This is a genomic window from Caulobacter segnis, assembly GCF_019931575.1.
In the GTDB taxonomy this organism is placed as follows: domain Bacteria; phylum Pseudomonadota; class Alphaproteobacteria; order Caulobacterales; family Caulobacteraceae; genus Caulobacter; species Caulobacter segnis_C.
Window position 1 is genome coordinate 1112348 of sequence record NZ_CP082923.1, and the last position, 23713, is coordinate 1136060.

The following is a 23713-nucleotide window of genomic DNA, read 5'->3' on the forward strand; positions in this document are numbered from 1 at the left end:
TTGTGGAAATTTCACAGTGGCCATTCACTTGGTGGGCCGCTATTTCGGGTGTAGCCCCTTACAAGCTTCGCCTGTGAGATGACGATGTGCTGCCGGCCATGGAAGAAGCACGGTGCGATCCGCACGGCGCGCAATCGTAAAGCGACCGAAGCGAAGGGCGCGTGAGCTTGACAACGCCGATAGCGAAGCCAGAACGCAAGCGCCTCTATGACAAGGGCGAGCGTCGGCGAAAGCACGTCAGTGCAGGCGACGAGCCGCAATTGGTTTTTGATAGTGACAATCCGCGCAAGGTGGTCGGGAAGTGTCCGGCAACTATCAGCGACGATGATCGCGACGACCTTTTACAGCGGGCCGTTCCACTTCCAAACGCGGACCGTGAACTTCAGGCACCCAAAAAAATCTACGCGGTATATAGAGGCGCGATCTATGAGGCGCAGACCTCGGATCATGGTCGGACATATCATGCATACCCATTTAAGGGTAAGCTGGGTGATGCAATTGTCGTCCTATTAGCCGAGATGGCAGACAAGGATGGATGCCGGGAAGAGTTTGACCGGTGGCGTAAGAAGTACATTACGAGGCACGGAAAGTGAGCGCATTCGAATTCAGGATGACCGACGTCATAGAGGGCGAGATGCGCCTAATGACGACCTGTGCGCTGACGGTCTACGCTGACGACATCGCCGTCTGGCCTGTGCAAGGCGACGACGAAGCTAGTCTAGAGATTCAGATCGACGATCTGCTGGCACACCTAGTGGAATACTGGAAGCCGTTGGTGCTTCGCCAAACGTACCCTTTTGGGCTTAATCCTAAGCGTCCTAGTGACCTCGGATACAAGGCGCGGCGTCGATGGGACGACCTGCCCGAAGAACAAGTGACGGCCGAAGACGAAGAACTGGAAACCTTCCTCGATTGCCACGAAATCTCGCGTTGCTTCGCCGGTTACTTCGACCTGCCGCCACTCTGGATCATCCGCTCCGGAGATCACATGCTTGTCGAAGCGTCAGGCGGCGTGGTTTCGGTGCCGTTCGACGCTGCGATCGCAAGTCTAGTAGCCGCCGGTGACCAAATTGCCGAGCGGCTCGCAGAGGGGGGCGAACGCTGGAGCGATCTCGCAAATGCCTGGAAGGCGAGGGATGATGGAGAGGGGCTGGTCTTTCTCAGCTGGGCTACTAGCCTCGATCAGAAACTGGCCCAGAGCCTGGCTGACGATGGTCTCCTAGAAGCACCGCAGAGCCTTGCCGACGCGGCGAACGACAACGATGAGCTGAGATTGGCCGCTCGCATGGCCAGTGCCCTGCCGCCCGAGCAAGTTCGCACGGTGCTGCAGTTAGTCGCTGGGTTTCCGAAAGTGGAAGCGCCCCGGCTCGTTGCTCTGGCTGCGGCCTCACGCAGCTACTTCGACGAAACGCTAGTCGCGGCTCGGCCATTCGAACAGGGTGAAGGCCTCGCAGACTTCGTTCGGGAACAGCTCAGCCTGAAGTCTAATGAAGCTGTCGATATCTTTTCGATTGTGGAGCAACTTGGGGTCGACACTCACGTTCAAGCGGTTGAACCACGATCACTAGATGCGTTGGCGGTGTATGGTCGTAAGCACGGTCCCGCTATCCTTCTTAATACAGAAGCGATCGATCGGAAGTTCGAAATCGCGTTCAAAGATGCTGGTCGAGCGCGTGTAACTTTGGCGCATGAGCTCTGCCATCTCCTAATCGATGGCGGTAATGCATTGAGCGCCGTTGATGTGCTTGGTGGCCTCATGCCGTTGAGCATAGAGCAGCGCGCTCGCGCCTTTGGCGCCCAACTTCTGCTGCCCAGCAGCGTAGCGGCCAACGTCTGGATTGACATGGGACGTCCCCGCTCGCGGGCGGGCTTGGTAGAGACCCTTGACCAACTCAGTCAGCTTTACACGGTTACCCACAGCGTTGCTGCCTGGAAGTTGGAACACGGCGCGCGCGCTCATGGTGAGAACCTTGAGGCGATGTTGAGATCGATCGTCCCCAATCGTTAGATTGTTGTAGAGTTTTCGCGTCGGATGCCGGCGAGCTTGTAAGCAGGCTAAGTAGCGTCGCCTCTCAACGACGCTGCTCCTCGCGAAGCGGCGAACAAGCGCTCTTGCAGCCAAGCCTTGAAAACGCGGTCGGTATTGTACAGGGCGTACAAGTCTGTGTGATCGGCGAGGCTACCAAGAAGTTCGTCATCTACCGCGCGATCGTGCTCAATTCTGGCATTTTGAGTGTCGCTATTGCGCAGCGCATTACGCACCCGCCCATTTGCACCAATCTTCTCGGGCAGTTCTTCGAATAGAAATCGCTTAACACGGTCCTGGTCGCGGAAGTCGGTCGCCCCGAAGCGCTCGTTAAATTCCCGAACGACGGCGCTCAGTTGATCCATTGTCGGTTCAACTTGGCCGCCTGCGGTGCCAACGGGGACTGACTTAATTTCAGCATCCTCATCAACTAAAGCGATGTTCATTCCAGCTGAGATCTCGACCCGGTAACTATCCATGTCGATTGTTTCCAGCACGTCGATCGGTGCATCGTCACTGGAGGGGCTGGGCAGCTTAGGGATCAGAAGCGACAAAAAGATCGACAGCTTTTCCCACTCCGGCACCGCGTAGGGAAGGATCGCCACGAGAAACGCGTAAGTGCGGACGAAAGCCTTGGCAGCGCCCTTGAACGCAATCTGTTCGTCCTCAGTCAGCGTTTCGTAATAGACGGAGCAGGCGTCTAGCACCGGGTCAAGCTGATCGCGTGGCGCGGCGGCGAGGAACAGCACAACGATCGATTCGATATCCTCAAGCGCGTAAACGCCGGCGCTATCCAGGGCTCGTTTCAAATCGTGGAGCTTGTTTGGATCGGTTTCCCCCGAGAGGATCGTTGCGCGGTAGAAGTCGGAAAAAGCAGCCTCAATCACCGCTGAATCATTGCGGAAGTCAAGCACAACCGGCTCGCTCTTGCCGAGCCGAGCGCGGTTAAGTCGCGACAAGGCTTGTACGGCTTTCACCCCGGCCAGCGTCTTGTCGACATACATTGCAAAAAGCTTGGGCTGATCGAACCCCGTCAGATATTTGTCCGCGACGACGAGGAAACGATACGGATCGGCTTCGAATCTGTCCTCAAGCTCACTGCTGGGGAAGCCGTTATAGGAGGCTTCCGTCCGCTGCTCGCCCGCGTCATCGACTGTGCCAGAAAACGCGACTATCGCCTTGTATGGTGAGCCGCGCTTCGCCAGCGCGGCGTTGATAGCCCGCCAATAGTCTATCGCGCGCTCGATCCCATCGGTTGCCACCATGGCGCGCGCCTCGCCGCCCACTTTTCTGCGCGCGATCACCTGGTCGATGAAATGATCGACGATGATCCCGGCCTTGGTGGCGATAGCATGGTCATGCCCTTCGACGTAGCGACGCAACGTTTTCAGCGTGCGCGAAACGTCAACATCGGGATCATCCTCTGCGGTCGTAGCGAGGCGATACCAGCTCGATACCGGGGTGTAGTGGGCAAGCACGTCTAGAATAAACCCCTCATCAATGGCCTGCTTCATTGAATAGAGGTGGAAGGGGCGATATTTTATCTCACCGTCCTGCTCATAACGTTCGCCGAACAGCTCCAAAGTCTTATTTTTGGGCGTGGCGGTGAATGCCAGATAGCTGGCGTTGTCGAGCATCCGACGCCCCTCGATCACAGCCAGGATGCGATCTTCCGCTGTCGTTTCCTCGTCGATCACCGCGCCGCCGAGCGCAGTGTTCAGGGCACCGGCCGCGCGACCGCCCTGGCTCGAATGGGCTTCGTCGATGACGATGGCGAAGCGGCGCCCGCGATGGACAGAGCCAATGTCATCTAGGATGACCGGGAACTTCTGGATGGTCGTGACAACGATTTTCTTCCCGCTCTCAATGAAGCCCCGAAGGTCACCAGACCGTTCGGCATGACCCATCAGTCGCGCTGTCTGTGCGAAGCCGCCGATGGTGTCTTTCAGGTTCTTGTCGAGCACTTGACGGTCGGTGACCACGATCACCGTATCGAATATGGGAACGCCGTCCACTTCGAGGCCGACTAGCTTATGTACAGTCCAGGCAATCGAGTTCGACTTGCCCGACCCGGCTGAGTGCTGGATCAGATAACGCCGACCCGCGCCGTTGGCGGTAGCGTCGGCGCAAAGAGCGCGGACTACCTTGAGCTGATGATAGCGTGGAAAGATCGGCTTCCGCGCTGTGATACGGCCGCGCGCATCGCGTTCTTCGATGATGCCGGCGAAGTTCTCGACGATGTCGGCCAGACTGCGCTTCGCAAGTATCTCGCGCCACAAGTAGTCCGTGCTGACGCCTTCCGGGTTGGGTGGGTTACCCGCGCCGTCGTTGTGCCCTTTGTTGAATGGCAGAAACCAACTCTTCTGTCCGGAGAGCGCGCTGCACATTCGAACCTCGCGATCATCCATCGCGAAATGGACAGCACAGCGGGTAGGCCGGAAGATCAGTTCCCGAGGATCGCGATCGGCTTTGTATTGCGCCTCGGCGTGGGCGACGGTCTGGCCGGTGAGCGTGTTCTTTAACTCGAAGGTCGCGACCGGTAGGCCGTTGATGAAGACGGCAAGGTCAAGCGCGCGGCGGGCGGCGTCCTGTGAATAGCCAAGCTGGCGCGTCACCGAAAAGCGGTTCTGCGCGAAGTGGATTGCAGCCTGAGGATTGCCGGGTGACGGCAGTGGGAAATAGAGCGCCACGGCGTGCGGACCGTGACGGATGCCGGATCGCAGTACGTCGATGACGCCGCGATTTGTGATCTCATCCCGGACGCGGGCGAGGAAAGCTCGGCGCTGGCGACTGTCGGTTTCCAGCGACAGCGGACCGACTAATTCGGGCTGCGTGGATCGGACAAAGGCGAACAGTTGGACCAGGTCAAGCGCATGGGCGCGATCATAGTCATCGCGATGGCCTTCAATGTAGTCATCGGGTCCCGCTAAGGGCGCGCGCTCGCCCGCGACGTCGGCGGGGGCTCCCTTGACTGACGCTGTCGTGCCGGTGAGCGCTGATACGATTAGAGTCTCTAGGCCGCCTTCGCTTATGTCAGTCGACCGCATCCAGCTCCCCCTCCTGATCTTCATCGTCGGTCGCGGTGTCTTCGGCGAGATCTTCGCCTTCGACGACTGTGATGTCAGCTGCGCGCACATCTAGTTCGCCGGTGACGACTGCGGCGATGATGCTATCGCGGTATTCAATGATCAGATCGATCTGGCCGCGTTCCTTTGCGACAGCTTCGTCGACAAGTTTTGTATCAGCTTTGATCTTGCTGAGAATGAGCTCCTGTTCATTCTCATCGATAGGGAGCGCTAGGTGAAGGGCCGATAGCCGAGTTTCGGCAATGGCAGGGTATGCCACTCCCACTGATCGCGAAATCACAAGGTCGATGAAACGCGGCGTCATCAACGCGTACGCCAACAATTCGGGAATAACCCCGGCTTTGGGCGACAACACAGCAAATCCGGTCGATGCAATCGCATCTCGAGGCCAGTCTTCAAAAAAATAGATCGCCTTAAGATAGGTCCGGACGGTCGAGATCAGAATGTCATTGGGAGCGAGTTGTCGCCGCGCCCGCGACGGCGCCGCGCCAAAGGTCATAGCCTCCGGCTCACCGGTTAAGACCCCAGTACCCACAACGGAAATGTCGAAATAGTCGAAGGTGTAGTCTCGTGACGTACCTTCAGCCAGTGTGCGAGCGTTGACGTCGCACCAGTCTTTCAATCGAGATACCCTCCAGTGCTCTGGCATGTCGCCTACGACGGGGTGGCGAATTGACTTTGATGCTAGTCCTCCGCCGGCACCGAGTAGCCCCTCAATGATTGCCTGCTTACGCTCGACCAGCGCGGCTATGGTCCGGCGCTTCGCAACAATCAGACGCTGGACCTGTGCAGTGTAGGAGTCGAGAAAATCAGCGATTCGCCGTTGCTCCTCTGGCGGGGGAAACGGCGACATCAGGGGCTTGAAATACTGCCAGTATAGTCGATTACGATCGGGCACGATCCCGCGAGAGGCGAAATCGACCTCGCGCATATAGGCTCTGGTGCGGAACAGGTAGGTATAGAAGCGCGGCTCGACACCATCGAGAGGTCGGGCCACGACGTAGGCGGGGCTGACCAAGCCGTCGCAAGGTGCAATGCCCACCGCACCCTGCCACATTCGCATAATGTTATAGGCGACATCGCCCTTGGCGGCGCGCTTGTACTTCGTGCGATCCGCCATTTGCTGTTTCCGCCCGCCCTCCATGTCCCGCACGCGAACGCCAGTGCGAAGCGAAACCTCTAGGATCGGCAGGTCGGGAAATCCCGTTTCGTTCCGTTCCGCGAAAAGCCGTCCGTTGCGCACAACGTCCCAATGCGCAGGCACCTGCGAGAGCCAATCGACGCCACTGTCGCGATATTCTGGATAAGGTCTGAGCGGCGTGCTCATGTGTCGGCCTGCACCAGCACTGCATCGAGTAGCGCCTGCGTCTGGCGCTCTAGGGCGTTGATCTCGGCCTTGATTTCGGCGAGAGGGCGCGGAGGCTTCGGCTTATAAAAATGCCGCGCAAACGAGATCTCATAGCCAATCTTGGTTTTGTCGCGATCGACCCAGGCGTCGGCGGAGTGGGGTAACACTTCGCGCTCGAAAAACGCGTCAATCCCGCCTGGCTCGTCGAAGGCCACGATTTCCGTATCCGAAAGCGCCTTATCGGGTTCGTAGACGACGACCGCAGCCTTGCCTTTGACCGTGGCCGCAAAGAGCCCGCCGCGCGGATCTGGGGCCTTCTTTGACACCGATTTAACGATGGGTTTAGCGTCGGGCGAGCGCCAGCTCATCGCACGCGCGATCAGACGTGCCTCGGCCGGCTTCAACGCTAACTTCTCGCCTTTGATGGTGGCAGAAAGCTTGGCATCGAACACGGCATAATCGTCGTATTCGGCCTCACCAAAAACTTCCATCAGCCGTTCGGCGGCCCGGTGCAATCGACGATCACGCGCCCAGGTGCCCGCGTCGAGGAGCTTCTTCACCGTCTTGCGTGGCAGCTTCGGCGTTGCGTCCTCGGTCTCGGTTGCGGCGTCGCCGCCGTCCGCACTCGCCTCATCTTCGCTATCCACAGCTTCATCCACTTCGGGATCGGGCGGGTCGAGATGCGCTTTCAGTTTTTCCGCCACGCTTGCAAAATCATCAAACAAGGCGTCACCGAACTCGCCGTGCAATGTCTCGCGCAGGGCTCTGTGCCCACTCTGGAAGCGTAACGCCTCTACAGCTTCGCGCGTGAAGCGCGAGCGCAGCCGAAGAGGCCGTTCGACGACAATCTTCCAGTAGCCGAACGACGAGTTGGGTAGCACGACCGAAGTCTCGCTCGGTTCCATCGCCTGATAGGTGTTGAGCACCGCTCGGAGATGTTCAGTGGTCATCTCGCAGTTGCGCTTGCCAAGATTACGCCGGAGGGGCCGAAACAGCTTAGTCGCGTCGATCAGTTGGACTTTGCCCTTTCGGTGCTCGGCCTTGCGGTTGCTCAGCACCCAGACATAGGTCGCTATGCCTGTGTTGTAGAAGATGTTGAGTGGCAAGGCGACGATCGCCTCAAGCCAGTCATTCTCGATTATCCAGCGGCGGACGTTACTTTCGCCCGATCCCGCTTCTCCTGTAAACAACGCTGAGCCATTGTGGATATCGGCAATGCGGCTGCCCAGGGGCGTGTCCTTCATCTTGCTGAGCTTGTTAACGAGGAACAGCAACTGACCGTCCGACACGCGCGGAAAAAGTCGAAGCCGCTTGTCGTCGCCTTCGAGGGCGGGATGCTCAACGACAAACCTTGGATCGAGGGCACCCGCTTTGCCGCCCATCGCCGCAAGATCGACCTTCCAGGTCTTTCCAAATGGCGGGTTGGCCATCATGAAGTCAAATCGCAGTCCTTGGCGGCCATGTGCGTCGGCGGACAGTGTTGAGTTGGGTGCGATATTGCGCGCCTCCGCGCCTTCCCCCTTGATCAGCAGGTCGGCCTTGCAAATGGCGTAGGTCTCGGGATTGCTCTCCTGGCCGTAAAGGTGGATTTCCGCCGCCTTGCCTGCTTCGGCAGCCAGTCTCGCAAGCTTTTCTTCGCCAACCGTCAGCATCCCACCGGTGCCGCACGCGTCATCATAGAGCAGGTAGGTGCTATCCCCGATCTGATCCGCGACGGGACGGAAGACTAGCTCCGCCATCAACTCGACGACGTCACGAGGCGTAAAGTGCTCCCCCGCTTCCTCGTTGTTCTCTTCGTTGAACTTGCGCAGTAGTTCTTCGAACAACGTGCCCATGGCGTGGTTGTCCAGGGCTGGCAGGCGGACGCGTCCCTCCCCATCGCGAACGGGTGTGGGCGACAAGTTGACCCGATCATCGCAGAACTTCTCCAACAGAGCGTGGAGGATGCCGGCGCGCTCAAGCGTATCGAGTTGCTTGCGGAAACCAAATTGTTCAATGATTTCTAGGACGTTGGCCGAGAACCCGTCCAGGTAGCTCTCGAAGTCAGCGCGCTGGGTCGCCGGGTTGGGGCGAGATAGCAGCTGCTTCAGCGTGAATTGCGATCCGTTATGAAAGGCCTGTGCCGCCGCCTTGTTCAGGGCAGGCTCCTGTGCGGCCGCTGGTAGATTAAGCGCGTCGAGCTCGGCCTTGCGCGCAAGTACTGCTGCTTTTGTCGGTTCCAGTACGGCATCAAGCCGGCGTATCACCGTCATAGGCAGGATGATGTCCCGATATTTGCCTCGGGTGTAGACGCCGCGCAGCACGTCGTCGGCGATATTCCAGATGAAGCTGCCGATGTTCATTGACACGCCACTCGCGCAGTCGGCATCAGGTTACTCATTCACGTCCACTCTTGGCTTTGGGTCCCACGCCCGGCCGCGTCGGATCGTATTAGATCGCGTTGACGAACCGAAAGCGACGGCCTTCGATCGGGCCACAAGGGTGTCTAAAGCGCCATGTGCCACTGCGGCAACGTTATCCTTTGCGCACGTTCGGCCTCCATCGCGACGATGCATTTCAGAGGAGAGGCTGGCTATGCCGCTGGGCGCAGTTGTGGACTGAGCCGTCTAGAGGTTAACTGCCTCCGTGTTTTCCACATCATAGAGCCGCTGTGACAAGCGGGATTCTAGGCGATGGTCCAACAAGGCCTGGAAGATGTCGCGGCAGGTCTCCGCCGTTGGGACAATCCGGCCTTTCTCATCAAACTTTATCGTGAAGCCTAAAGCTTTGCATTCGGCTCGCAGTCGCTCCATGAAAAGCGCATTTCGATAATTTGCCTTCTGTCGAATAGCAGAGGCCCGTCGAAGCTGTATTTTATTGGAGCCGACATATTCTATAAGCGGCTGCATGCTTGTGAAAATTTCTGAGAATTCTGCCTCAGATCGAAGACTGCTAAAATCCTCTACATGGGCCGCTTTATAACTTAGCAGAGATTCAAATCTTGACTTCTGAAGAATCAATATGGTTTCATTCAGTATCAAAAAGTCAAAATGTTTAGACAGGGTGAAATGTGGTCTTTCATCTATCGTGAGCTGATCGTCGCCAAAAACTACGGATATCGTGCCTTTTGATGTCCGCGTTCTCCATGATTCATCGGTCTTCTTCACGCCGTAGATGGTCGATTCTGCGCCTGCATACTTGACCACATAAAATGCAGCATTGGCGATTTGCTTTAGCGTTTTAACTTTGCGCTTAGCAGTGGGGTCGCTCGCTTGGTCAACAATAAGGGGGGCGTATGTCTCTTCAACGCCGATCGTCATCGCGCTGCCCTCGTTATTCTGGGCGAGCAAGCCATACTCCATTGTCTCGGTAACGTCGTCACTTCTCGCCCGAAGGGCTTCGCGAAGAGCGATGTCTAGCGCATCGGTGGTATCGATCCATCGGCCATTGAACATCGGCTTCTGTTCACGAATACTTTTCTTGAATGCCCAGACGGAAATATCCGCTTGCGCGGCGTCGAAATTATGTAGTGTCTCAAGTGCTGGGTGCATCTGGCACTCTCTTGATAATAAGGACGTCCTGAATTGCATTGTGCTTCAGAGTCTCTCCAGGTTCGGGAGCATCTTGGGCCAAGCAAAAGCCAGTGTGAACGCGATCGTGTCCGCCCATGTAACTGTATTCAATTTCGTAGAGGCGCCACCCAAACACGCTAAGGACTGGATTCATCATAATTTGACCGGATTTATATGTGATCAAGAATATCCAGGCCAAGAACACTATAAATCCGACCATTTTGTCGGGCTCTGCGTAATTAAGGCCCATGAATGAGACGACGTATGGCAGGACGTAATTCATCAAATCTGACGCTATATGCTTAGATGAGATGATTGATATTCGTTTTGATGGCTTAATAATTGCAAGCGATATAAGGGATGTGATTATTCCAAGCAGGCAAATTGCGATTGCAGAGAATGATAGCAGCGGGTTTTTTAGTGGAATTTTACATTCGTTCAGGCTCAGGTTTAGGCACAAAGGTTGTGAAAGCTGGGCGTAGTCGACGTTCTGCGCGAGCAGAATAATGCTGAGCGGCAGGTAAGAGCCGAGATAAATCGCAACAGCGAACGCAAGCCGGACCTGCACAACCACCTCCCCCATCTGACTCGCGCCCAGCGCGCACGTTGGAGATCTCTCGCGCATTGTCCAGCTTGTGTGATCGTTTTACTGTCGTTGGCGAACGCACGACGGACGAACGGTGGGCTCCGGGCTTACGCGATCACAGCTTTTGACCGCGTGAAGGGCTCGCCAACGTTTAGGGTCCGCTTCCGCCTGCAAGCGCTCTCCGGCGGACCACATGTCGCGGCGTAGAATGTGCGCCGCCCTTTTCTCCGGCCATGCCCAAGCGGCTGGCGCGGCATTGACGATCATGGTCGGGACACTCGCATAAAAAATTGTGCCCGCGATGACGCCAACCGCCGCCGCCTGAACCAGCCGCCAGTTCTGCAAGCTGGTCAGCCGCGCACGATCAATCCATCCATCGAGATCACGAGCCGAGCGCAAAAGCGCCTCCTGGGCCTCACGAACCGCCGCGCGGTCCTGCCGCCTGGCTTCGTCGCCCGCCGCCGCGATCTGCCGCGCGAGATCAGCCGGGCTCTGGACAAAGGCGGGACTGGCCAGCAACCTGCCAAGCCGTCCGACCGCCACCGACACGCCCTTGGCGATCTCGCCCAGCGTCTCGCTGTAGTCCGGCACCGGAGACCGCTCCGCCGCCAATCCAGCCACGGCGACATTCAGCAACGCCACTTCCCGACGTAGCGCCTCGAACGCCGCCGCCGCATCGGCCGGATCTGCCGGTCCTCCACCTTGCTCCATAACCTTGCCTCCTAGATGCCAAGCCCGCGCCCACGGCCAATGCCGAGGTATTCGATGAGCCCCCGCCCAACGCTGCGACCCAACTCCGCCGGTAGACCAAGCTCGGCTCGCCGCCCGCGCAGCAGCGACTCCACCTGCGGATCGCGCTCCAGGTTCTTGGCCATGGCGCCCATGCTTTCCTTGACCTGCCGGGCGCCGGTCATGTCGCCCTCGCGGTGCAGAACGGTGCGCTGCCGCTCCAATCCCTGCCAGCGCTGGACAAAGCGATCGGCCCTCACGCGCGGATCGGCCCGAACCTCCGCCTCAAGCTGAAGGACCCTGATCGCTCGCTGCGTCCGCCCCGACGAAACCTCACCGGCCAGGCCGGGCTCACGGACATAGGCTCGCTCCAGATCCTTGGCCGCGTGCGGACCGATCTTCCCCACGGCCTCGCGCGCGTCTTCCAGCGCCCGCCGCTGGTGAGCTAGCACCGGCAAGCCGCGGTCGTTCATCCGCATGACGTCGGCTGCGGCGCGGGCGTGGCGCTCGATCGCGCGGTGCTGGTCGAACTGGGTGACCTCCCGCGCCGGCGCCGCCGGCTGGGGCGCCGGACTGGCGGGCCTGAAACCATCGAACATCCCCCGCTGACGCTGCGGCGGTTCCTTCGCCCTTATCGACGCCAGCACGTGGATGTCACGCCGCTGGGCGAAGTCGCTGGCCATGTCCTTGGCCCGCTCACGCGACAGGACGCGGGTTAGCTTGCCGAGATCCTCGAACTCGTCGCGACCGTAGTGGATTTGCACGCTGTCGCGATGACGCGAGAGCGCCACATAGGAGCCGTGGCGATCCATTCCCGGCGTCGCCAGCACATGCGCGCGATCGACCGTGACGCCCTGACTCTTATGGATCGTGGCCGCATAGCCGTGATCGACCTGGGCGTAGTCCTTGAGGTCGAAGACGACCGATCGCCCCGCATCGGGACGCCCGGCGTCGAGCCGCACCGTCATCTGCGTGTGCGAGACCTGCTCGATCTCGCCGAGCATGCCGTTCTTCACGCCAAGCCCGCGATCGTTTTTCAGGAACATCAGCCGATCGCCAGTCGCGAAGGATCGCTCGCCGCGCTCGGCCTTGACCGTCACATCCTCGCCCAAGGCGCCAGCTAGGCGTAGCCGCTCGCGGGCCGTCAGGTTCAGCTCGCGCACCTCGTCATTGGTGTGGGTGAGGATGATCCGGCTCTTGCCCGGCTCGGCCGCGCGCTCACGATCCCAACGCTCGACCAGATCCTCGCGCGCCTGATCGCGGGTCTCGGCGGCGTGGACCATGCCGCGAGCCTCGTAGACGGCCAGCGCCTCGCCCGTGCGGCCGGTCGCCAGATGCCGAGTGGCGTCGCGCTGCCAGTCTTCGTGCTGGCGGCGAACCTGGGTGATCTCGACGTGACTATGGCGCTCGGCGATCGACCGGAAGGCCGCGCCGGCCTCGATGGCCTGGAGCTGCTCGGGATCGCCGACCAGCACCACCTTGGACCCAGCTTTCTCGGCCACTGAGAGCAACCGCTCCATCTGCCGAGAGCCGATCATGCCAGCCTCATCGATCACCAGCACGTCGCGGGCGTCGAGCAGCTCGCGGTCTTTTGCCCACTGGTGCTCCAAGCTGGCGATGGTGCGTGAAGCGATGCCCGATCCGCTCTCCAGGTTCTCGGCGGCGATACCCGACAGCGCCAGGCCCTGGACGCGATAGCCTGCGTCCTCCCAGGCCTCGCGCGCGACGCCAAGGAGCGCCGACTTGCCGGTGCCGGCGTAGCCAACGACGACACCGAGATCACGCCCCTCGGTGACGTGCTCGAACGCCGCCCTCTGCTCGCCGAAGAGAACGAGACCGCGCTGCTCGGCGCGCGCCAAGGCGCGCCGCTGTTCCAACTCACTGACGCCGTGCGCCCGACGCTCCGCAATGACTTCACTGGCGCGATGCAGCCTGTCCTCGACGGCGATCATCTCACGACTGGTGAAGCGATCCTGGCCGCGACCGTCCTGGCCCAGCGCCACCATCTCGGGCGAAGCCTGCACCGCGCTCATGGCTCGGTCGAACTGATCCTTGCCGTCCGAATGGCGGTGGATGAATTTCGCCAAGTCGTAGCGGGTGAACGTCGCTTGCTGGTGGGTGATGGCGTCCAGCGCGATGCGCGGATCGGCGATGATCTTGTCGCCGTTCTCACGGGCGATGCGGTGGTGATCTTCGACCCGCTCGGTCTCGACGCCTTCGCCGGCCATGCGTCCGGCGGCCGGGCCGATCTTGTGTTGCGGCTCAAGGTCGATGCCCTGGTCTTCCAGGCTGCGGTGATCGATCCGCGCGTCGATATCGAGCTGCGCCAACCGCTCGTTGACGTGGTCGGCCCAGGCCTCGCGCCAATGCTCGACCAGCTCGGTGCGGTTCCAATCGCGGACCTTGGCGCCGAAGCCCTCTTCGCCAACTTCCCGCATCGACAGCATGACGTGGGCGTGGGGTTTGGCCAGACCATCAGGGCCGATGTCCCAATGCACATTGAGATCGGCGACCATGCCGCGATCGACCATCTCCCGCTGGACGAAGTCACGGGCCAGCTCGACGCCCTGCGCCTGATCCATCTCGCGGGGAATGGCGAACTCGACCTCTCGGGAAAGCTGGGCGTCCTTGCGCTTTTCTCCGGCCTCGACGGTGTTCCACAGCGTGGCCCGGTCGGAGAGCTGCTCGGGCGCGCCATCCGGCAGCATGATCTCCGAGTGGACAACACCGCTCTTGTTGGTGAAGTCGTGGTCGCGATCTAGCCGCTCATCGTGCAGACGGCTGGCGGAGCGATAGGCGGCCGAGGCCACGGCGCTGGCCCCGGTGGCGCGGCTGATGACTTTGATGCTGAAGTGGTAGATCGCCATGGCGACAGACCACTTACTACCCTGAGCGCACGTCGGCACGACGTATAAGCGCGCCCTCCCAAGAAAGAATCTCGGGAGGGACGAGGCCGTCTCAGTGTGTCCCGGCGACCTTACAGCATTCCCAGACGTCTTGTTTTACGCTTCCGCCATCGCCCAAACCCGGAGACTTGGAATGCGTAAACCACGAGACTTCGACGCCGAGCTGAAAAGCCTCGAAGACAAGGCCAAGACCCTTAAGGACCGCAAGGTCAGGCAGCTTGGCGAGTTGGTGATCGCCACTGGCGCGGACGCCCTCGACATCGACACCCTGGCCGGCGGGCTGCTGGATCTAGCCGATGCGGGGAACGCCGCGCGCAAGGAGGGCTGGAGGAAACGCGGCGCGGGGTTCTTTCGCGGCGGCCCGAGCGCCCCTGCGCCTAGCGCTGGTGGCGACCAATGACGCCGAGCGCCGGGCCAAGGCCGCGCGCCATCGCCTGGAAGCCCGCCGAGCCCGCATGGACGCGCGGGCCTGGGTGGTGAAGCGGCGCGAGCGCACCCGCCACCTGATCGAGTTGGGCGGCCTGGTGCAAAAGGCCGGCCTCGTCGATCTGACCCGCGACGATCGCGCCACCCTCTACGGTGCGTTCTTGAGCCTAGCAGCCATGCTCAAAGCCGACGACGCAGAGCACACCCTGGCGCTCTGGCGACGCGGCGGGAAGCGAGCGTTCGAGGCTGAATTCCGCCCGGCGTCGGAGATCCGCTAAAGAGATCGTCAGCCCTTATCGCGGCTTTCGTCGTCCGCCATGGCGCGAACGAGATCGAGGACTTGGCGACGGACCCCCCCCCGGCCGATCTTCGGGAACATCTCGGCCAGTTCCAGGCCTTCGGGCGTGTTCAGGAACTCGGTGACGACACGCTCGGCAGCGGCGCCGACCTCATCGACCTCGTTGGTCATGGGATCGGCAAGACCATCAAAGAAGAACGACACCGGGACCTGGAGCGTCTTGGCTATGTCGTAGAGCTTGCTGGCGCTGACGCGATTGGCGCCGCGTTCGTACTTCTGAACCTGCTGGAAGGTGAGCTTCAGCGCGTCAGCGAGCGTTTCCTGGCTGATACCCAGCATCTTGCGGCGCATGCGCACGCGGCCTCCGACGTGGATATCGACGACGTTGGGCGTGCGAGCTTCAGGGGTATCGGTCACGAAAGTCTCCATGGTCGGTTCACCGGCAACGCCGCCGATCCGGGAATGTGCTTGCGGCGCAGAAACGCCCCGAAGCGTGGCTTTTCAAGGTCGTTCTCCACTCGCGCTAGTCGCGTGCGGATCGACGTGTCCGGACCAATCGGCGATGCTGGGGAATGTCCAAGTACGATCCCCTGTCGGGTCATCTGCGTCGCCAGCGTCGAGACGAACTCGAACTGACCTTCGCCGAGATCGAGCGCATCCTCGGCGCCATGCTTCCCAAGAGCGCCGCCCGGCAACAATGGTGGGCTAACACCACTGATCCCTACACGAGCCAGGTGCAGCGGAAGGCCTGGGGCGACGCCGGCTATGACGCCTTTCTCATCGCGGGCAAGGACCGTGTCCGCTTCAAGCGGGTGCGCTGACAGAGCCGCTTGGCTGGGCCTGTCCGGCCGGCCATCGGACTTGCTGCCGTCGCCGACCTTCGCTCGGAGACAAGACGCCCAGGATCGCTTGGTGGAACAAGGGCCGGACGGGCTGGCGCGCGTCAAGGGGACGCCCTGCGGGCGTCTCGCGGAGCGACGGCGAAGCCGCCCTTGACCCGCACCATCCCGCCCGGCAGAGGCTGTCCAAGCGCTCCAGGGCGAGCACCGACCGTTCCGGTCCTGGCTCCCGCAGGTTGGGGAGAGCAAGGCGGCTGCCCTGGGGGGCTCGGCTAGCGCTTGCAAACGGGCACCCCGCAATTGGGACAGCGCGCGATGCGCAGCTCCTCCATCGTCGCCTTGAAGAGGTCGTAACCGTCGCCCTGCTGATGGACCATGACCTGTAGCGCCACCTCCAGCTTGGCGACCACGCCGTACATGTCGTGCGCGCGAACCTTGGGCAGGGCTTCGAGCCATACCTCCCGTTGGTCGAACAGCGGCTTCAACTGCGCGTCGATGGCGTCCATCTCTTCGGAGGGCAACAATTCCCCACGCTCCTCTGGCGTCATGCGCTCCCATCGCCTCTGACGCACCAAGATGGTCTCCAGGTCCGACCAGCGCAGACCAAGGCGGTCGATCTCCGCGTCGAGCGCCATCCACTCGGCGCAGCGGGCCACGGCCGGATCCGCGATTGCGCCGCCGGCGCCACTCACCACGGGCGCGGCGCTGGCGGCGCCAATCACGACACGCCGGGACACGGCGAACGGCCCCTTGTCGTCAGACATTGGGATCCTCCGCTTCAAAGGGTTTTGGGAGGGGCCGGACGCGCTCGATCAGTTCGACCGTTCGCGAGATCTCATACAGCGCGTCGGCCAAGTGCGCCTGGACATCGGTGACGGACAAACCGAGGTGGCGCGCGATCAGCGCGTAGTCGAGCGCCTTGATGTGATTGAGGAGGAAGACGTCTCGCGCTTCTCGGCGAAGGCATAGGACCGCGTAGGACATTACCTGCTGGCTGTTATGAGGATCGAAGGTCCGGCCGCGCCAGAGATCGGGATATCGCCAGCGCCACCACTGACTGACGACAAGCGGCCAAGGCAGGCGATGACGGGCCATCAGGCTGCCTCCTCCCCGCTGGAACAACGCCGCTTTGCGGCCTCGCCAACGGCGACGATCAGGTCGCGGACCGTTGTGCAGGCCTCGGTCCAGCACACCGACGCGATGGCTTCCGACGACATCTCTGAGATGGCGTGGACGCTGTAGTAAGGGCTCAGAAGCGCGGCGAGTTCGGGGAGCTGGGCGGGGACATCGGCGAAGCCCGCGCGGCGCGCGAACCGGAGCGCCTTGACCAGATCGTGCCGGAGATAGAGGCGGTTCCAGTCGTCGCTGATCCCTCGGTCCAGCAAGTAAGCCTTCAGTGCCAGTTCGATGGCGATAGCCAGGAAGTAGCGGGCGCCTTCGTGGTGTCGCGTCAACACCGCCTCGGCGCCTTGGTGGAAGCCGGCGGCGTTACGGCGAAAAGTCGCCGCTAGGGGGCGGTCGGCACCGTCCCGTCGTCGCGGGACGCGGCGGGTCACTTTCCACCGGAGAAGGCGGCGAGGTCGCGGACGGCGCGGGTGATCAAGCCGTGCGCTTCGGGGTGGTCTTCCACGAAGATCAGGCGCGCCGCCACCGACAGGTTGGCGATGACGGCCTCGACGCTTTTGGCTGGCTTCGGCCGCATGGCCTCGAGGAGGGCGTGGCCCTCGACCTCAAGCACATCGAGCCACGAGTCGATCTCAGCGAGTCTGGCGCCTTCAGGGATTTCTGCTCGCTGTTCCGGCGAGAGCTTGTACCAACTGCGCTTGGTCATCAGCCAGCCTTCCAGCATGCCCCATTCGAGTTGAAGGCGGCGCTGTTCGGCGTCTACCGCGAGCCAGCGAGTGCAGAGGGTCACTGCCGGGTCGGCGTTGCCAGGAGCATGGCCCTGATTAATGAAGGGTGCTGCGGAGCCACCGGAGAGGACGCTGCGCCTTGATAGCTGGCGCTCGCGCACGTCCGCACTCTCCGCCTTGTGGCGCGAGTCCATGGCCTGAACCTTTGTGTTCACGTAAGAACACTGTCGTACCACGCCTCGAAACGCCGAAGCAACAGAAAATGTTCTCTTCGGAACTAAAAGTGTTCAAATATGCTGATCACCGCATCGCAGATCAGGGCTGCCCGAGCCCTTCTGGAATGGTCCCAGCCTCGGCTAGCTGAAGCTGCTGGCCTGTCGATGATGAGCATCCGCCGTATGGAGGGGCCATCCGGCCCCGGCCAGCGATCGGCTGGCAATGTGGAAGCGGTGAGAAAGGCTTTGTACGAGGCCGGAGTGATATTCATTCCGGAGGATGACGGTGGGGGTCCGGGCGTTCGCTTGAAAAGACAGTCCCGCTAGTCCGGGGTTCAGAACGAAAATGGCGGCGCCCAAGCGCAGCCAGCGTCATGGAGGTACGGTCTCACCTTCGCTAGAGGCGCCTAGAGCCTGTCTTTGTTTCCCAGAGTACGATCTGGCCCCGCGAGGCCTTGCCGGCAGCGGCAAGCAATCCAATTCTGGCTCATCGAATACCTCCAGATCCCAGTCTGTGGAGCTTAAACCGATGGCCGATCTCGACCGCATCGTCCGCCTGAAGACCGTGCTGGCACGCACGGGCCTGAGCCGCTCGACCCTCTATCGGAAGATCGGGGAGGGCACCTTTCCTCGCCAGGTCCCGATCAGCGTCCACGGTGCGGGATGGCATGAGTCCGCGATCAATCGCTGGATCGCCGATCCAACTGCGTATCGCCCGGATGCTGGCTAGTCCTCGCCGTCCGCCTCGCCCATGAAGTCGGGCCTGATGTTGGGGTGGAGATGGAAGATGTGAGACACCACGCCTTCCTTCAGGGCCCGATCCAGGGCTCGGGGGAGGTTGTCGATGGTCTTGGTGATTTTGGGCGTGCGTAGCAGGGCGCGATAGTCGTTGACGTCCTTGGCGCCACGTTCCCAGGCCAACAGGTGGAACAGAGCCATCGACGCAAACTGCATCCCCTCCTGCCCGACCACATAGCTGAGGCTGATTGCAGTGTCGGAATGGGTCTCGTGTTCCTCGAGATCCCACGCGACCAGGATCTGCTGGGTTTCGCTATGAAGGCCGGTGGCCGGGACGCCGCCGCCTTTGGTGAAGCCCACCTTGCTGATCCGCATCTTCCATTCTTCGGTGAAGTTGGTGTCGCTCTGACGTTCGACGGAGACCAATTCTTCCTTGGCGATCTCAAGATGGACGCCGGCACCGGGCGACAGCTTGAACGCTACGTCCCCGACCAGAATGCCCAGAAGGCTCTGCTTCATCGCCTCGCTGTGAGTGATGTTGAAGTTCTTCTGGGCAACCTTCATGTGGCGCACGTCGAAGAGCGTCCACATGCTGTAGAACTTCCAGGCGATCAGTAGCGGCTTGCCCATCAGCGTGGCGTAGGCGGTCAGACGCGCCATGTAGTCGGGCCGGAAGGACAGCGTGCGCTTGGCGTGGACCTTCACCTCGACCAAGAAGGCGCCATGGTCGCCGAAGACGGCCATGAGATCGGGGACCTGCAGCGTCTTGTTGGACGCGGCTGGCGCCTGCAGTTGGTCGAGCTTGTGGATCAGGCGGCATTGGCCCAGCCAGGCGCAAATCACCGAGAACTCGTCCTCCGCCGGGAGACCGAGATTCAGCAGCTTCACCTTGTGAGCTAGGCTGGAGGGATCTGCGTCAAAGCCAAGCTGCGCCAGGGCCTCTTGGATTAGGCGATCCAGATCCTCGGGCGTGTCCATGACCAGGGTTCCTTCTAGGGCCTCTTGGCAATGGCCCGGAGCGACTTCCATGTCGCGTTCGTTGGCGCGATGACGCTCTGAGACAAATCCATTCAGGACACGGTTCACCGCGAACGAAATCGGCTAGGCTCGGAGCAAAGCGACAACTTTCTGTTTTGCTCCAGCTGAACAATAGCCGGCCCAGGCCTCCATCAGCTTACGACGCTTATCAAACAAGTCGCCGCGCCTATAAGCGGCCTCGGCCTTGTTGGCGATTGTGTGGGCCAAGGCCATCTCGCAGACCTCGTGTGAGAAGCCGGTTGTTTCCGACGCCCAGTCGCGAAATGTGGAGCGAAAGCCATGTACGGTGATGTCGGTTTTCATTCTCCGCAGCAGCATCGCCATGGCCATAGAGGACAACGGTGACGCCGAAGTCGCGCCTGTGAACACATGACCGACCGATCCGGCCTCAAGCCGCTCGGCGATGATCTTCATCGCGCGGCTTGAGAGGGGAACGCGATGTTCGCGGCCGGCCTTCATGCGAGCGGCTGGCACCGTCCAGATCTCCTTTTGGAGATCGAACTCATCCCAAGTCGCGCCCAGCACCTCACCCGATCTCGCGCCGGTTAGAATTAAGAACTCCAAGGCGCGGGCTGCAACCGCGCTGCGCGTGCGGAGATTGGCCATAAACTCAGGCATGAGGTCGTAGGGCAATGCCGCATGATGCCCGCGCTTCAATCGCTGTCGCTTGGGCAGGAGCTGGTTCAAATGGCCCCGCCACCGCGCCGGGTTCTCGCCAGTGCGTAATCCCTTGGCCTTAGCCGCATCCAAGACGTTCTCGATCCGCCCGCGCAAACGCTCGGCCGTTTCGGGGGTGCGGGTCCACAGCGGTTGCAGAACGTCCAGAATGTCCTGTGTGGTGATGTCGTTGACCGGGCGCTCGCGGATCGGCGCGGCATACTTGGTGAGCGTCATCTTCCACTGTGCGGCGTGCTTGGCGTTACGCCATGACGGCTGCATGGCTTCAACGTAGGCATCGGCGCAGGCGCCGAAGGTTTGGACCTTGTCGTCCCTCGCGCGCTCGACCTTGGGGTCGGCGCCCGCCGCCAGCATTGCGCGGAAATTCGCCGCTTCCGTGCGAGCGTCCGCCAGGGAAAGATCGCGGCGGCCTCCAAGGCCTAGTTCAACTCGCCTACCGGCTCGCGTGTACATGAAGACCCACCGCCGACGCCCGCTCTCATCGATCGAGAGATAAAGGCCGCCGCCATCGGAATGGCGGCCTGGCTTGTTGAGCTTCGCTGCTTGGATCGCGGTCAGTTTGTGAAGTGAACGTCCCATGCCAAGCCTCCAGCTTAGTTCGGCCCCACTGTTCAACAGACGCTCGGTCCCACTTCCGGCAACCTCGGTCTACCGTACCAGCGAAGCTCGCCGAATTTCATTTTCGGCCCCACTTCGGGTCCCACTTTCGGTCCCATTTTGTACTCAGGATCGGGTGGGTAGTTGACGGACAAGGTGACACGATCGCGACAATTAATCCATTAAAATCAACGTCATGCTGGGGCTCTATGGGATCTTATGATGCGGTATGGGAATACTGGTTTGGCGGACTCTCTCACCGCCACGCCGTCTTCCCCCGTGAGTTCCCTGGTCCGCTTCCACGGCGAAGCGCTTCGCGGGTGCTCGCGCGCCGACTGATTTGATGCGTTTTGCGCATTGGCCTGAGCGGTCGTCGTCAGCCTAAGCCGGAAGGAAATCCGAGTAAGGCGGAGGCGACGTGACCCGTGAGACAGCCCGGGAGGCTCTGAAGGCGCTGTTCGAGGCCGCCGTCGGCGCGGCCTCGCCCGCGCTTTGCCTGCCGCCGCATCTGCCGCCGCCGCCCAGGGGCCGGACCGTCGTCGTCGGCGCGGGCAAGGCCGCCGCCGCCATGGCCGCCACGGTCGAGGCCCATTGGCCGGGACCGCTCGAAGGGCTGGTGATCACGCGCTATGGCCATGGCGCGGCCTGCGAGCGGATCATCGTGGTCGAGGCGGGCCATCCGGTCGCCGACGCGGCGGGCGTGGCCGGGACCGCCGCGATCGTCGAGCGGCTGCGGGGGCTCACCGCCGACGACCTGGTGCTGTGCCTGCTGTCGGGCGGCGGCTCGGCCCTGCTGGCGGCCCCGGCCCCGGGCCTGACCCTGGCCGACAAGCAGGCGATCACCCGGGCGCTGCTGCGCAGCGGCGCGCCGATCGACCAGATCAATTGCGTCCGCAAGCACCTGTCGGCGGTCAAGGGCGGGCGGCTGGCCCTGCTGGCCGCGCCGGCCCGGGTGGTGACCCTGGCCATTTCCGACGCGCCCGGCGACGTGGTCGCGACCATCGCCTCGGGCCCCACCACGCCCGACCCGACGACGCGGCAGGACGCCCTGGCGATCCTGCGGCGGTGGCGGATCACGCCGCCCGACTCCGTCCGGGCCTGGCTGGACGATCCGCGCGCCGAGACGCCCAAGCACATCCCCGGCGCGGAGGCCGTGCTGATCGCCCGGCCGCGCGACGCGCTGGAGGCCGCGGCGCGCGAGGCCTCGGCCCGCGGGCTCACCCCCATCGTGCTGGGCGACGCGATCGAGGGCGAGGCCCGCGTGGTCGCCGCCGCCCACGCCCGGCTGGCCCTGAAGATCGCCGACGGCCGAGGCGTGGGGGCGCCGCCTTGCGTCCTGCTGTCGGGCGGCGAGACCACGGTGACGGTCGCCGGCGGCGGACGCGGCGGACGCAACGCCGAATATCTGCTGGCCCTGGCGGCGGCGCTGGACGGCCGGCCGGGGATCCACGCCCTGGCGGCCGACACCGACGGGATCGACGGCTCGGAGGACAACGCCGGCGCCTTGCTGTCCCCCGACAGCCTGGCGCGCGCCGCGACCCTGGGCCTGAACGCCGCCGAGCGCCTGGCCGACAACGACGGCTACGGCTTCTTCGCCGCCCTGGACGATCTCGTGATCACCGGGCCGACCCGCACCAACGTCAACGACTTCCGGGCGATCCTGATCGACGCCCCGTCCTCGGAGGATACCCCATGAGCCAGACGTGCCCCTATCGCATCGCCGTCATCCCCGGCGACGGGATCGGCAAGGAGGTGGTTCCGGAGGGGCTGCGGGTGCTGGCGGCGGTCTCGGAGCGCTTCGGCTGCCGCTTCGCATTCGACCATTTCGACTTCGCCTCATGCGACTACTATCTGGCGCACGGGACGATGATGCCGGACGACTGGAAGGCCCGGATCGGCGGCCATGACGCCATCTTCTTCGGAGCCGTCGGCTGGCCCGCCAGCGTGCCTGACCACGTCTCGCTGTGGGGCTCGCTGATCCAGTTCCGGCGCGAGTTCGACCAGTACGTCAACCTGCGCCCGGTCAAGCTGATGCCGGGCGTGCCCAGCCCCCTGGCCGGCCGCCAACCGGGCGACATCGACTTCTATGTCGTGCGCGAGAACACCGAGGGCGAATATTCCTCGATCGGCGGCCGCATCTTCCCGGGCACCGAGCGCGAGGTGGTGGTGCAGGAGACGGTGATGACCCGCATCGGCGTCGACCGGATCCTGAAATACGCCTTCGAACTGGCCGCGCGGCGCGACAGGAGGCGCCTGACCTCGGCGACCAAGTCCAACGGCATCTCGATCACCATGCCCTACTGGGACGAGCGGGTCGAAGCCATGGCGCCGTCCTATCCCGACGTGCGCTGGGACAAGTACCATATCGACATCCTGACCGCGCACTTCGTGCAGCATCCCGACTGGTTCGACGTCGTGGTCGCCTCGAACCTGTTCGGCGACATCCTGTCGGACCTGGGGCCGGCCTGCACCGGCACGATCGGCATCGCCCCGGCCGGCAATATCAATCCCGAGCGGACCTTCCCGTCGCTGTTCGAGCCCGTGCACGGCTCGGCGCCGGACATCGCCGGGCAGGGGATCGCCAATCCGGTCGGCCAGATCTGGTCGGCCGCCCTGATGCTGGATCACCTGGGCGAGCACGAGGCGGCCGCGGCCGTGCTGGCGGCGATCGAGGCGGTGCTGGCCCGCCCCGAGCTGCGCACCCGCGACCTGGGCGGCCCCCTGGGCACCGAGGCCTGCGGCCGGGCGATCGCCGAGGCGCTGGCGGCCGGCCGGTAGTCCTCCAGGACCGGGCGACAA

Annotated in this window: 22 protein-coding genes; 8 read left to right on the forward strand and 14 right to left on the reverse strand. The window is 62.2% G+C overall.

The features are described 5' to 3' along the window. Positions 1-161: 161 nt before the first annotated feature. On the forward strand, positions 162-593 hold the full coding sequence (locus K8940_RS05220) for a hypothetical protein (RefSeq protein ID WP_223393459.1): 432 nt from the start codon (positions 162-164) through the stop codon (positions 591-593). A 17-nt stretch (positions 594-610) separates the two neighbouring features. Then, complete coding sequence (locus K8940_RS05225; protein ID WP_223393461.1) at positions 611-2008, forward strand: ImmA/IrrE family metallo-endopeptidase; 1398 nt, start codon at positions 611-613, stop codon at positions 2006-2008. A gap of 47 nt (positions 2009-2055) precedes the next feature. Here the strand turns inward: K8940_RS05225 and K8940_RS05230 are convergent, their stop codons facing one another. The 7 genes from K8940_RS05230 to traA all read right to left on the reverse strand — a co-directional run bounded on the left by K8940_RS05230 (position 2056) and on the right by traA (position 14193). Then, complete coding sequence (locus K8940_RS05230) at positions 2056-5073, reverse strand: type I restriction endonuclease subunit R (RefSeq protein ID WP_223393463.1); 3018 nt, start codon at positions 5071-5073, stop codon at positions 2056-2058. Further along, positions 5060-6439 carry a restriction endonuclease subunit S gene (locus K8940_RS05235; RefSeq protein ID WP_223393465.1) on the reverse strand — a complete coding sequence of 460 codons (1380 nt, stop codon included), beginning with the start codon at positions 6437-6439 and terminating at the stop codon, positions 5060-5062. The genes K8940_RS05230 and K8940_RS05235 overlap by 14 nt, the downstream gene beginning before the upstream one ends. Beyond that, the gene (locus K8940_RS05240) at positions 6436-8802 is read right to left on the reverse strand and encodes a class I SAM-dependent DNA methyltransferase (RefSeq protein ID WP_223393467.1); all 2367 of its coding nucleotides are present in this window, start codon (positions 8800-8802) and stop codon (positions 6436-6438) included. Before K8940_RS05240 ends, K8940_RS05235 begins: the two co-directional genes overlap by 4 nt. A 264-nt stretch (positions 8803-9066) precedes the next feature. Beyond that, positions 9067-9990: a Kiwa anti-phage protein KwaB-like domain-containing protein gene (locus tag K8940_RS05245; RefSeq protein ID WP_223393469.1), complete on the reverse strand. Its 924-nt coding sequence runs from the start codon at positions 9988-9990 to the stop codon at positions 9067-9069. After that, positions 9974-10579: a hypothetical protein gene (locus K8940_RS05250; protein ID WP_223393471.1), complete on the reverse strand. Its 606-nt coding sequence runs from the start codon at positions 10577-10579 to the stop codon at positions 9974-9976. The genes K8940_RS05245 and K8940_RS05250 overlap by 17 nt, the downstream gene beginning before the upstream one ends. 78 nt (positions 10580-10657) lie before the next feature. After that, positions 10658-11308: a DUF6118 family protein gene (locus K8940_RS05255; protein ID WP_223393473.1), complete on the reverse strand. Its 651-nt coding sequence runs from the start codon at positions 11306-11308 to the stop codon at positions 10658-10660. A gap of 11 nt (positions 11309-11319) precedes the next feature. Continuing rightward, complete coding sequence (traA, locus tag K8940_RS05260; RefSeq protein WP_223393476.1) at positions 11320-14193, reverse strand: Ti-type conjugative transfer relaxase TraA; 2874 nt, start codon at positions 14191-14193, stop codon at positions 11320-11322. A 172-nt stretch (positions 14194-14365) separates the two neighbouring features. On the opposite strand from traA, the gene K8940_RS05265 reads away from it, so the two are divergent. Both K8940_RS05265 and K8940_RS05270 read left to right on the forward strand, forming a co-directional pair. Continuing rightward, positions 14366-14632, forward strand: a complete 267-nt coding sequence (locus K8940_RS05265; RefSeq protein ID WP_223393478.1) for a conjugal transfer protein TraD — start codon at positions 14366-14368, stop codon at positions 14630-14632. Further along, entirely contained in the window at positions 14619-14936 is a 318-nt protein-coding gene (locus tag K8940_RS05270) for a conjugal transfer protein TraD (protein WP_223393480.1), read from the forward strand. The genes K8940_RS05265 and K8940_RS05270 overlap by 14 nt, the downstream gene beginning before the upstream one ends. Before the next feature lie 8 nt (positions 14937-14944). Here the strand turns inward: K8940_RS05270 and K8940_RS05275 are convergent, their stop codons facing one another. Next, positions 14945-15373, reverse strand: a complete 429-nt coding sequence (locus K8940_RS05275) for a helix-turn-helix domain-containing protein (RefSeq protein ID WP_223393482.1) — start codon at positions 15371-15373, stop codon at positions 14945-14947. Between the two features lie 155 nt (positions 15374-15528). On the opposite strand from K8940_RS05275, the gene K8940_RS05280 reads away from it, so the two are divergent. Continuing rightward, positions 15529-15777 (forward strand): hypothetical protein, encoded by a 249-nt coding sequence (locus K8940_RS05280; RefSeq protein ID WP_223393484.1) that lies wholly within the window; start codon positions 15529-15531, stop codon positions 15775-15777. Positions 15778-16067: 290 nt separating this feature from the next. Here the strand turns inward: K8940_RS05280 and K8940_RS05285 are convergent, their stop codons facing one another. From K8940_RS05285 to K8940_RS05300, 4 genes are all read right to left on the reverse strand, one after another. Beyond that, positions 16068-16559 carry a hypothetical protein gene (locus K8940_RS05285; RefSeq protein WP_223393486.1) on the reverse strand — a complete coding sequence of 164 codons (492 nt, stop codon included), beginning with the start codon at positions 16557-16559 and terminating at the stop codon, positions 16068-16070. Beyond that, entirely contained in the window at positions 16552-16890 is a 339-nt protein-coding gene (locus tag K8940_RS05290; protein WP_223393488.1) for a sigma-70 region 4 domain-containing protein, read from the reverse strand. The genes K8940_RS05285 and K8940_RS05290 overlap by 8 nt, the downstream gene beginning before the upstream one ends. Beyond that, positions 16890-17249 (reverse strand): hypothetical protein, encoded by a 360-nt coding sequence (locus tag K8940_RS05295; protein ID WP_223393490.1) that lies wholly within the window; start codon positions 17247-17249, stop codon positions 16890-16892. The genes K8940_RS05290 and K8940_RS05295 overlap by 1 nt, the downstream gene beginning before the upstream one ends. Positions 17250-17347: 98 nt before the next feature. Further along, positions 17348-17842, reverse strand: a complete 495-nt coding sequence (locus tag K8940_RS05300) for a hypothetical protein (RefSeq protein ID WP_223393492.1) — start codon at positions 17840-17842, stop codon at positions 17348-17350. A gap of 550 nt (positions 17843-18392) precedes the next feature. Between K8940_RS05300 and K8940_RS05305 the strand changes: the two genes are divergently transcribed. Continuing rightward, a complete protein-coding gene (locus tag K8940_RS05305) occupies positions 18393-18593 on the forward strand; it encodes a helix-turn-helix transcriptional regulator (protein ID WP_223393494.1) in 201 nt (66 codons plus the stop codon). Here the strand turns inward: K8940_RS05305 and K8940_RS05310 are convergent. Beyond that, positions 18590-19579 (reverse strand): hypothetical protein, encoded by a 990-nt coding sequence (locus tag K8940_RS05310; RefSeq protein WP_223393496.1) that lies wholly within the window; start codon positions 19577-19579, stop codon positions 18590-18592. The two genes, K8940_RS05305 and K8940_RS05310, sit on opposite strands and share 4 nt — an antisense overlap. A gap of 123 nt (positions 19580-19702) precedes the next feature. Next, a complete protein-coding gene (locus K8940_RS05315) occupies positions 19703-20896 on the reverse strand; it encodes a tyrosine-type recombinase/integrase (RefSeq protein WP_223393498.1) in 1194 nt (397 codons plus the stop codon). A gap of 436 nt (positions 20897-21332) precedes the next feature. On the opposite strand from K8940_RS05315, the gene K8940_RS05320 reads away from it, so the two are divergent. After that, complete coding sequence (locus K8940_RS05320; protein ID WP_223393500.1) at positions 21333-22610, forward strand: glycerate kinase; 1278 nt, start codon at positions 21333-21335, stop codon at positions 22608-22610. Then, complete coding sequence (locus K8940_RS05325) at positions 22607-23692, forward strand: tartrate dehydrogenase (RefSeq protein ID WP_223393502.1); 1086 nt, start codon at positions 22607-22609, stop codon at positions 23690-23692. Before K8940_RS05320 ends, K8940_RS05325 begins: the two co-directional genes overlap by 4 nt. The last annotated feature ends 21 nt before the right edge of the window (positions 23693-23713 follow it).

Coding starts and splice junctions, on each gene's coding strand:
- K8940_RS05325 (WP_223393502.1), top strand. CDS start 22,607: ATGAGCCAGACGTGCCCCTATCGCATCGCCGTCATCCCCGGCGACGGG.
- K8940_RS05245 (WP_223393469.1), bottom strand. CDS start 9,990: ATGCACCCAGCACTTGAGACACTACATAATTTCGACGCCGCGCAAGCG.
- K8940_RS05255 (WP_223393473.1), bottom strand. CDS start 11,308: ATGGAGCAAGGTGGAGGACCGGCAGATCCGGCCGATGCGGCGGCGGCG.
- K8940_RS05280 (WP_223393484.1), top strand. CDS start 15,529: ATGTCCAAGTACGATCCCCTGTCGGGTCATCTGCGTCGCCAGCGTCGA.
- K8940_RS05240 (WP_223393467.1), bottom strand. CDS start 8,802: ATGAACATCGGCAGCTTCATCTGGAATATCGCCGACGACGTGCTGCGC.
- K8940_RS05310 (WP_223393496.1), bottom strand. CDS start 19,579: ATGGACACGCCCGAGGATCTGGATCGCCTAATCCAAGAGGCCCTGGCG.
- K8940_RS05300 (WP_223393492.1), bottom strand. CDS start 17,842: ATGGACTCGCGCCACAAGGCGGAGAGTGCGGACGTGCGCGAGCGCCAG.
- K8940_RS05285 (WP_223393486.1), bottom strand. CDS start 16,559: ATGTCTGACGACAAGGGGCCGTTCGCCGTGTCCCGGCGTGTCGTGATT.
- K8940_RS05315 (WP_223393498.1), bottom strand. CDS start 20,896: ATGGGACGTTCACTTCACAAACTGACCGCGATCCAAGCAGCGAAGCTC.
- K8940_RS05225 (WP_223393461.1), top strand. CDS start 611: ATGACCGACGTCATAGAGGGCGAGATGCGCCTAATGACGACCTGTGCG.
- K8940_RS05235 (WP_223393465.1), bottom strand. CDS start 6,439: ATGAGCACGCCGCTCAGACCTTATCCAGAATATCGCGACAGTGGCGTC.
- K8940_RS05230 (WP_223393463.1), bottom strand. CDS start 5,073: ATGCGGTCGACTGACATAAGCGAAGGCGGCCTAGAGACTCTAATCGTA.
- K8940_RS05265 (WP_223393478.1), top strand. CDS start 14,366: ATGCGTAAACCACGAGACTTCGACGCCGAGCTGAAAAGCCTCGAAGAC.
- traA (WP_223393476.1), bottom strand. CDS start 14,193: ATGGCGATCTACCACTTCAGCATCAAAGTCATCAGCCGCGCCACCGGG.
- K8940_RS05290 (WP_223393488.1), bottom strand. CDS start 16,890: ATGGCCCGTCATCGCCTGCCTTGGCCGCTTGTCGTCAGTCAGTGGTGG.
- K8940_RS05305 (WP_223393494.1), top strand. CDS start 18,393: ATGGCCGATCTCGACCGCATCGTCCGCCTGAAGACCGTGCTGGCACGC.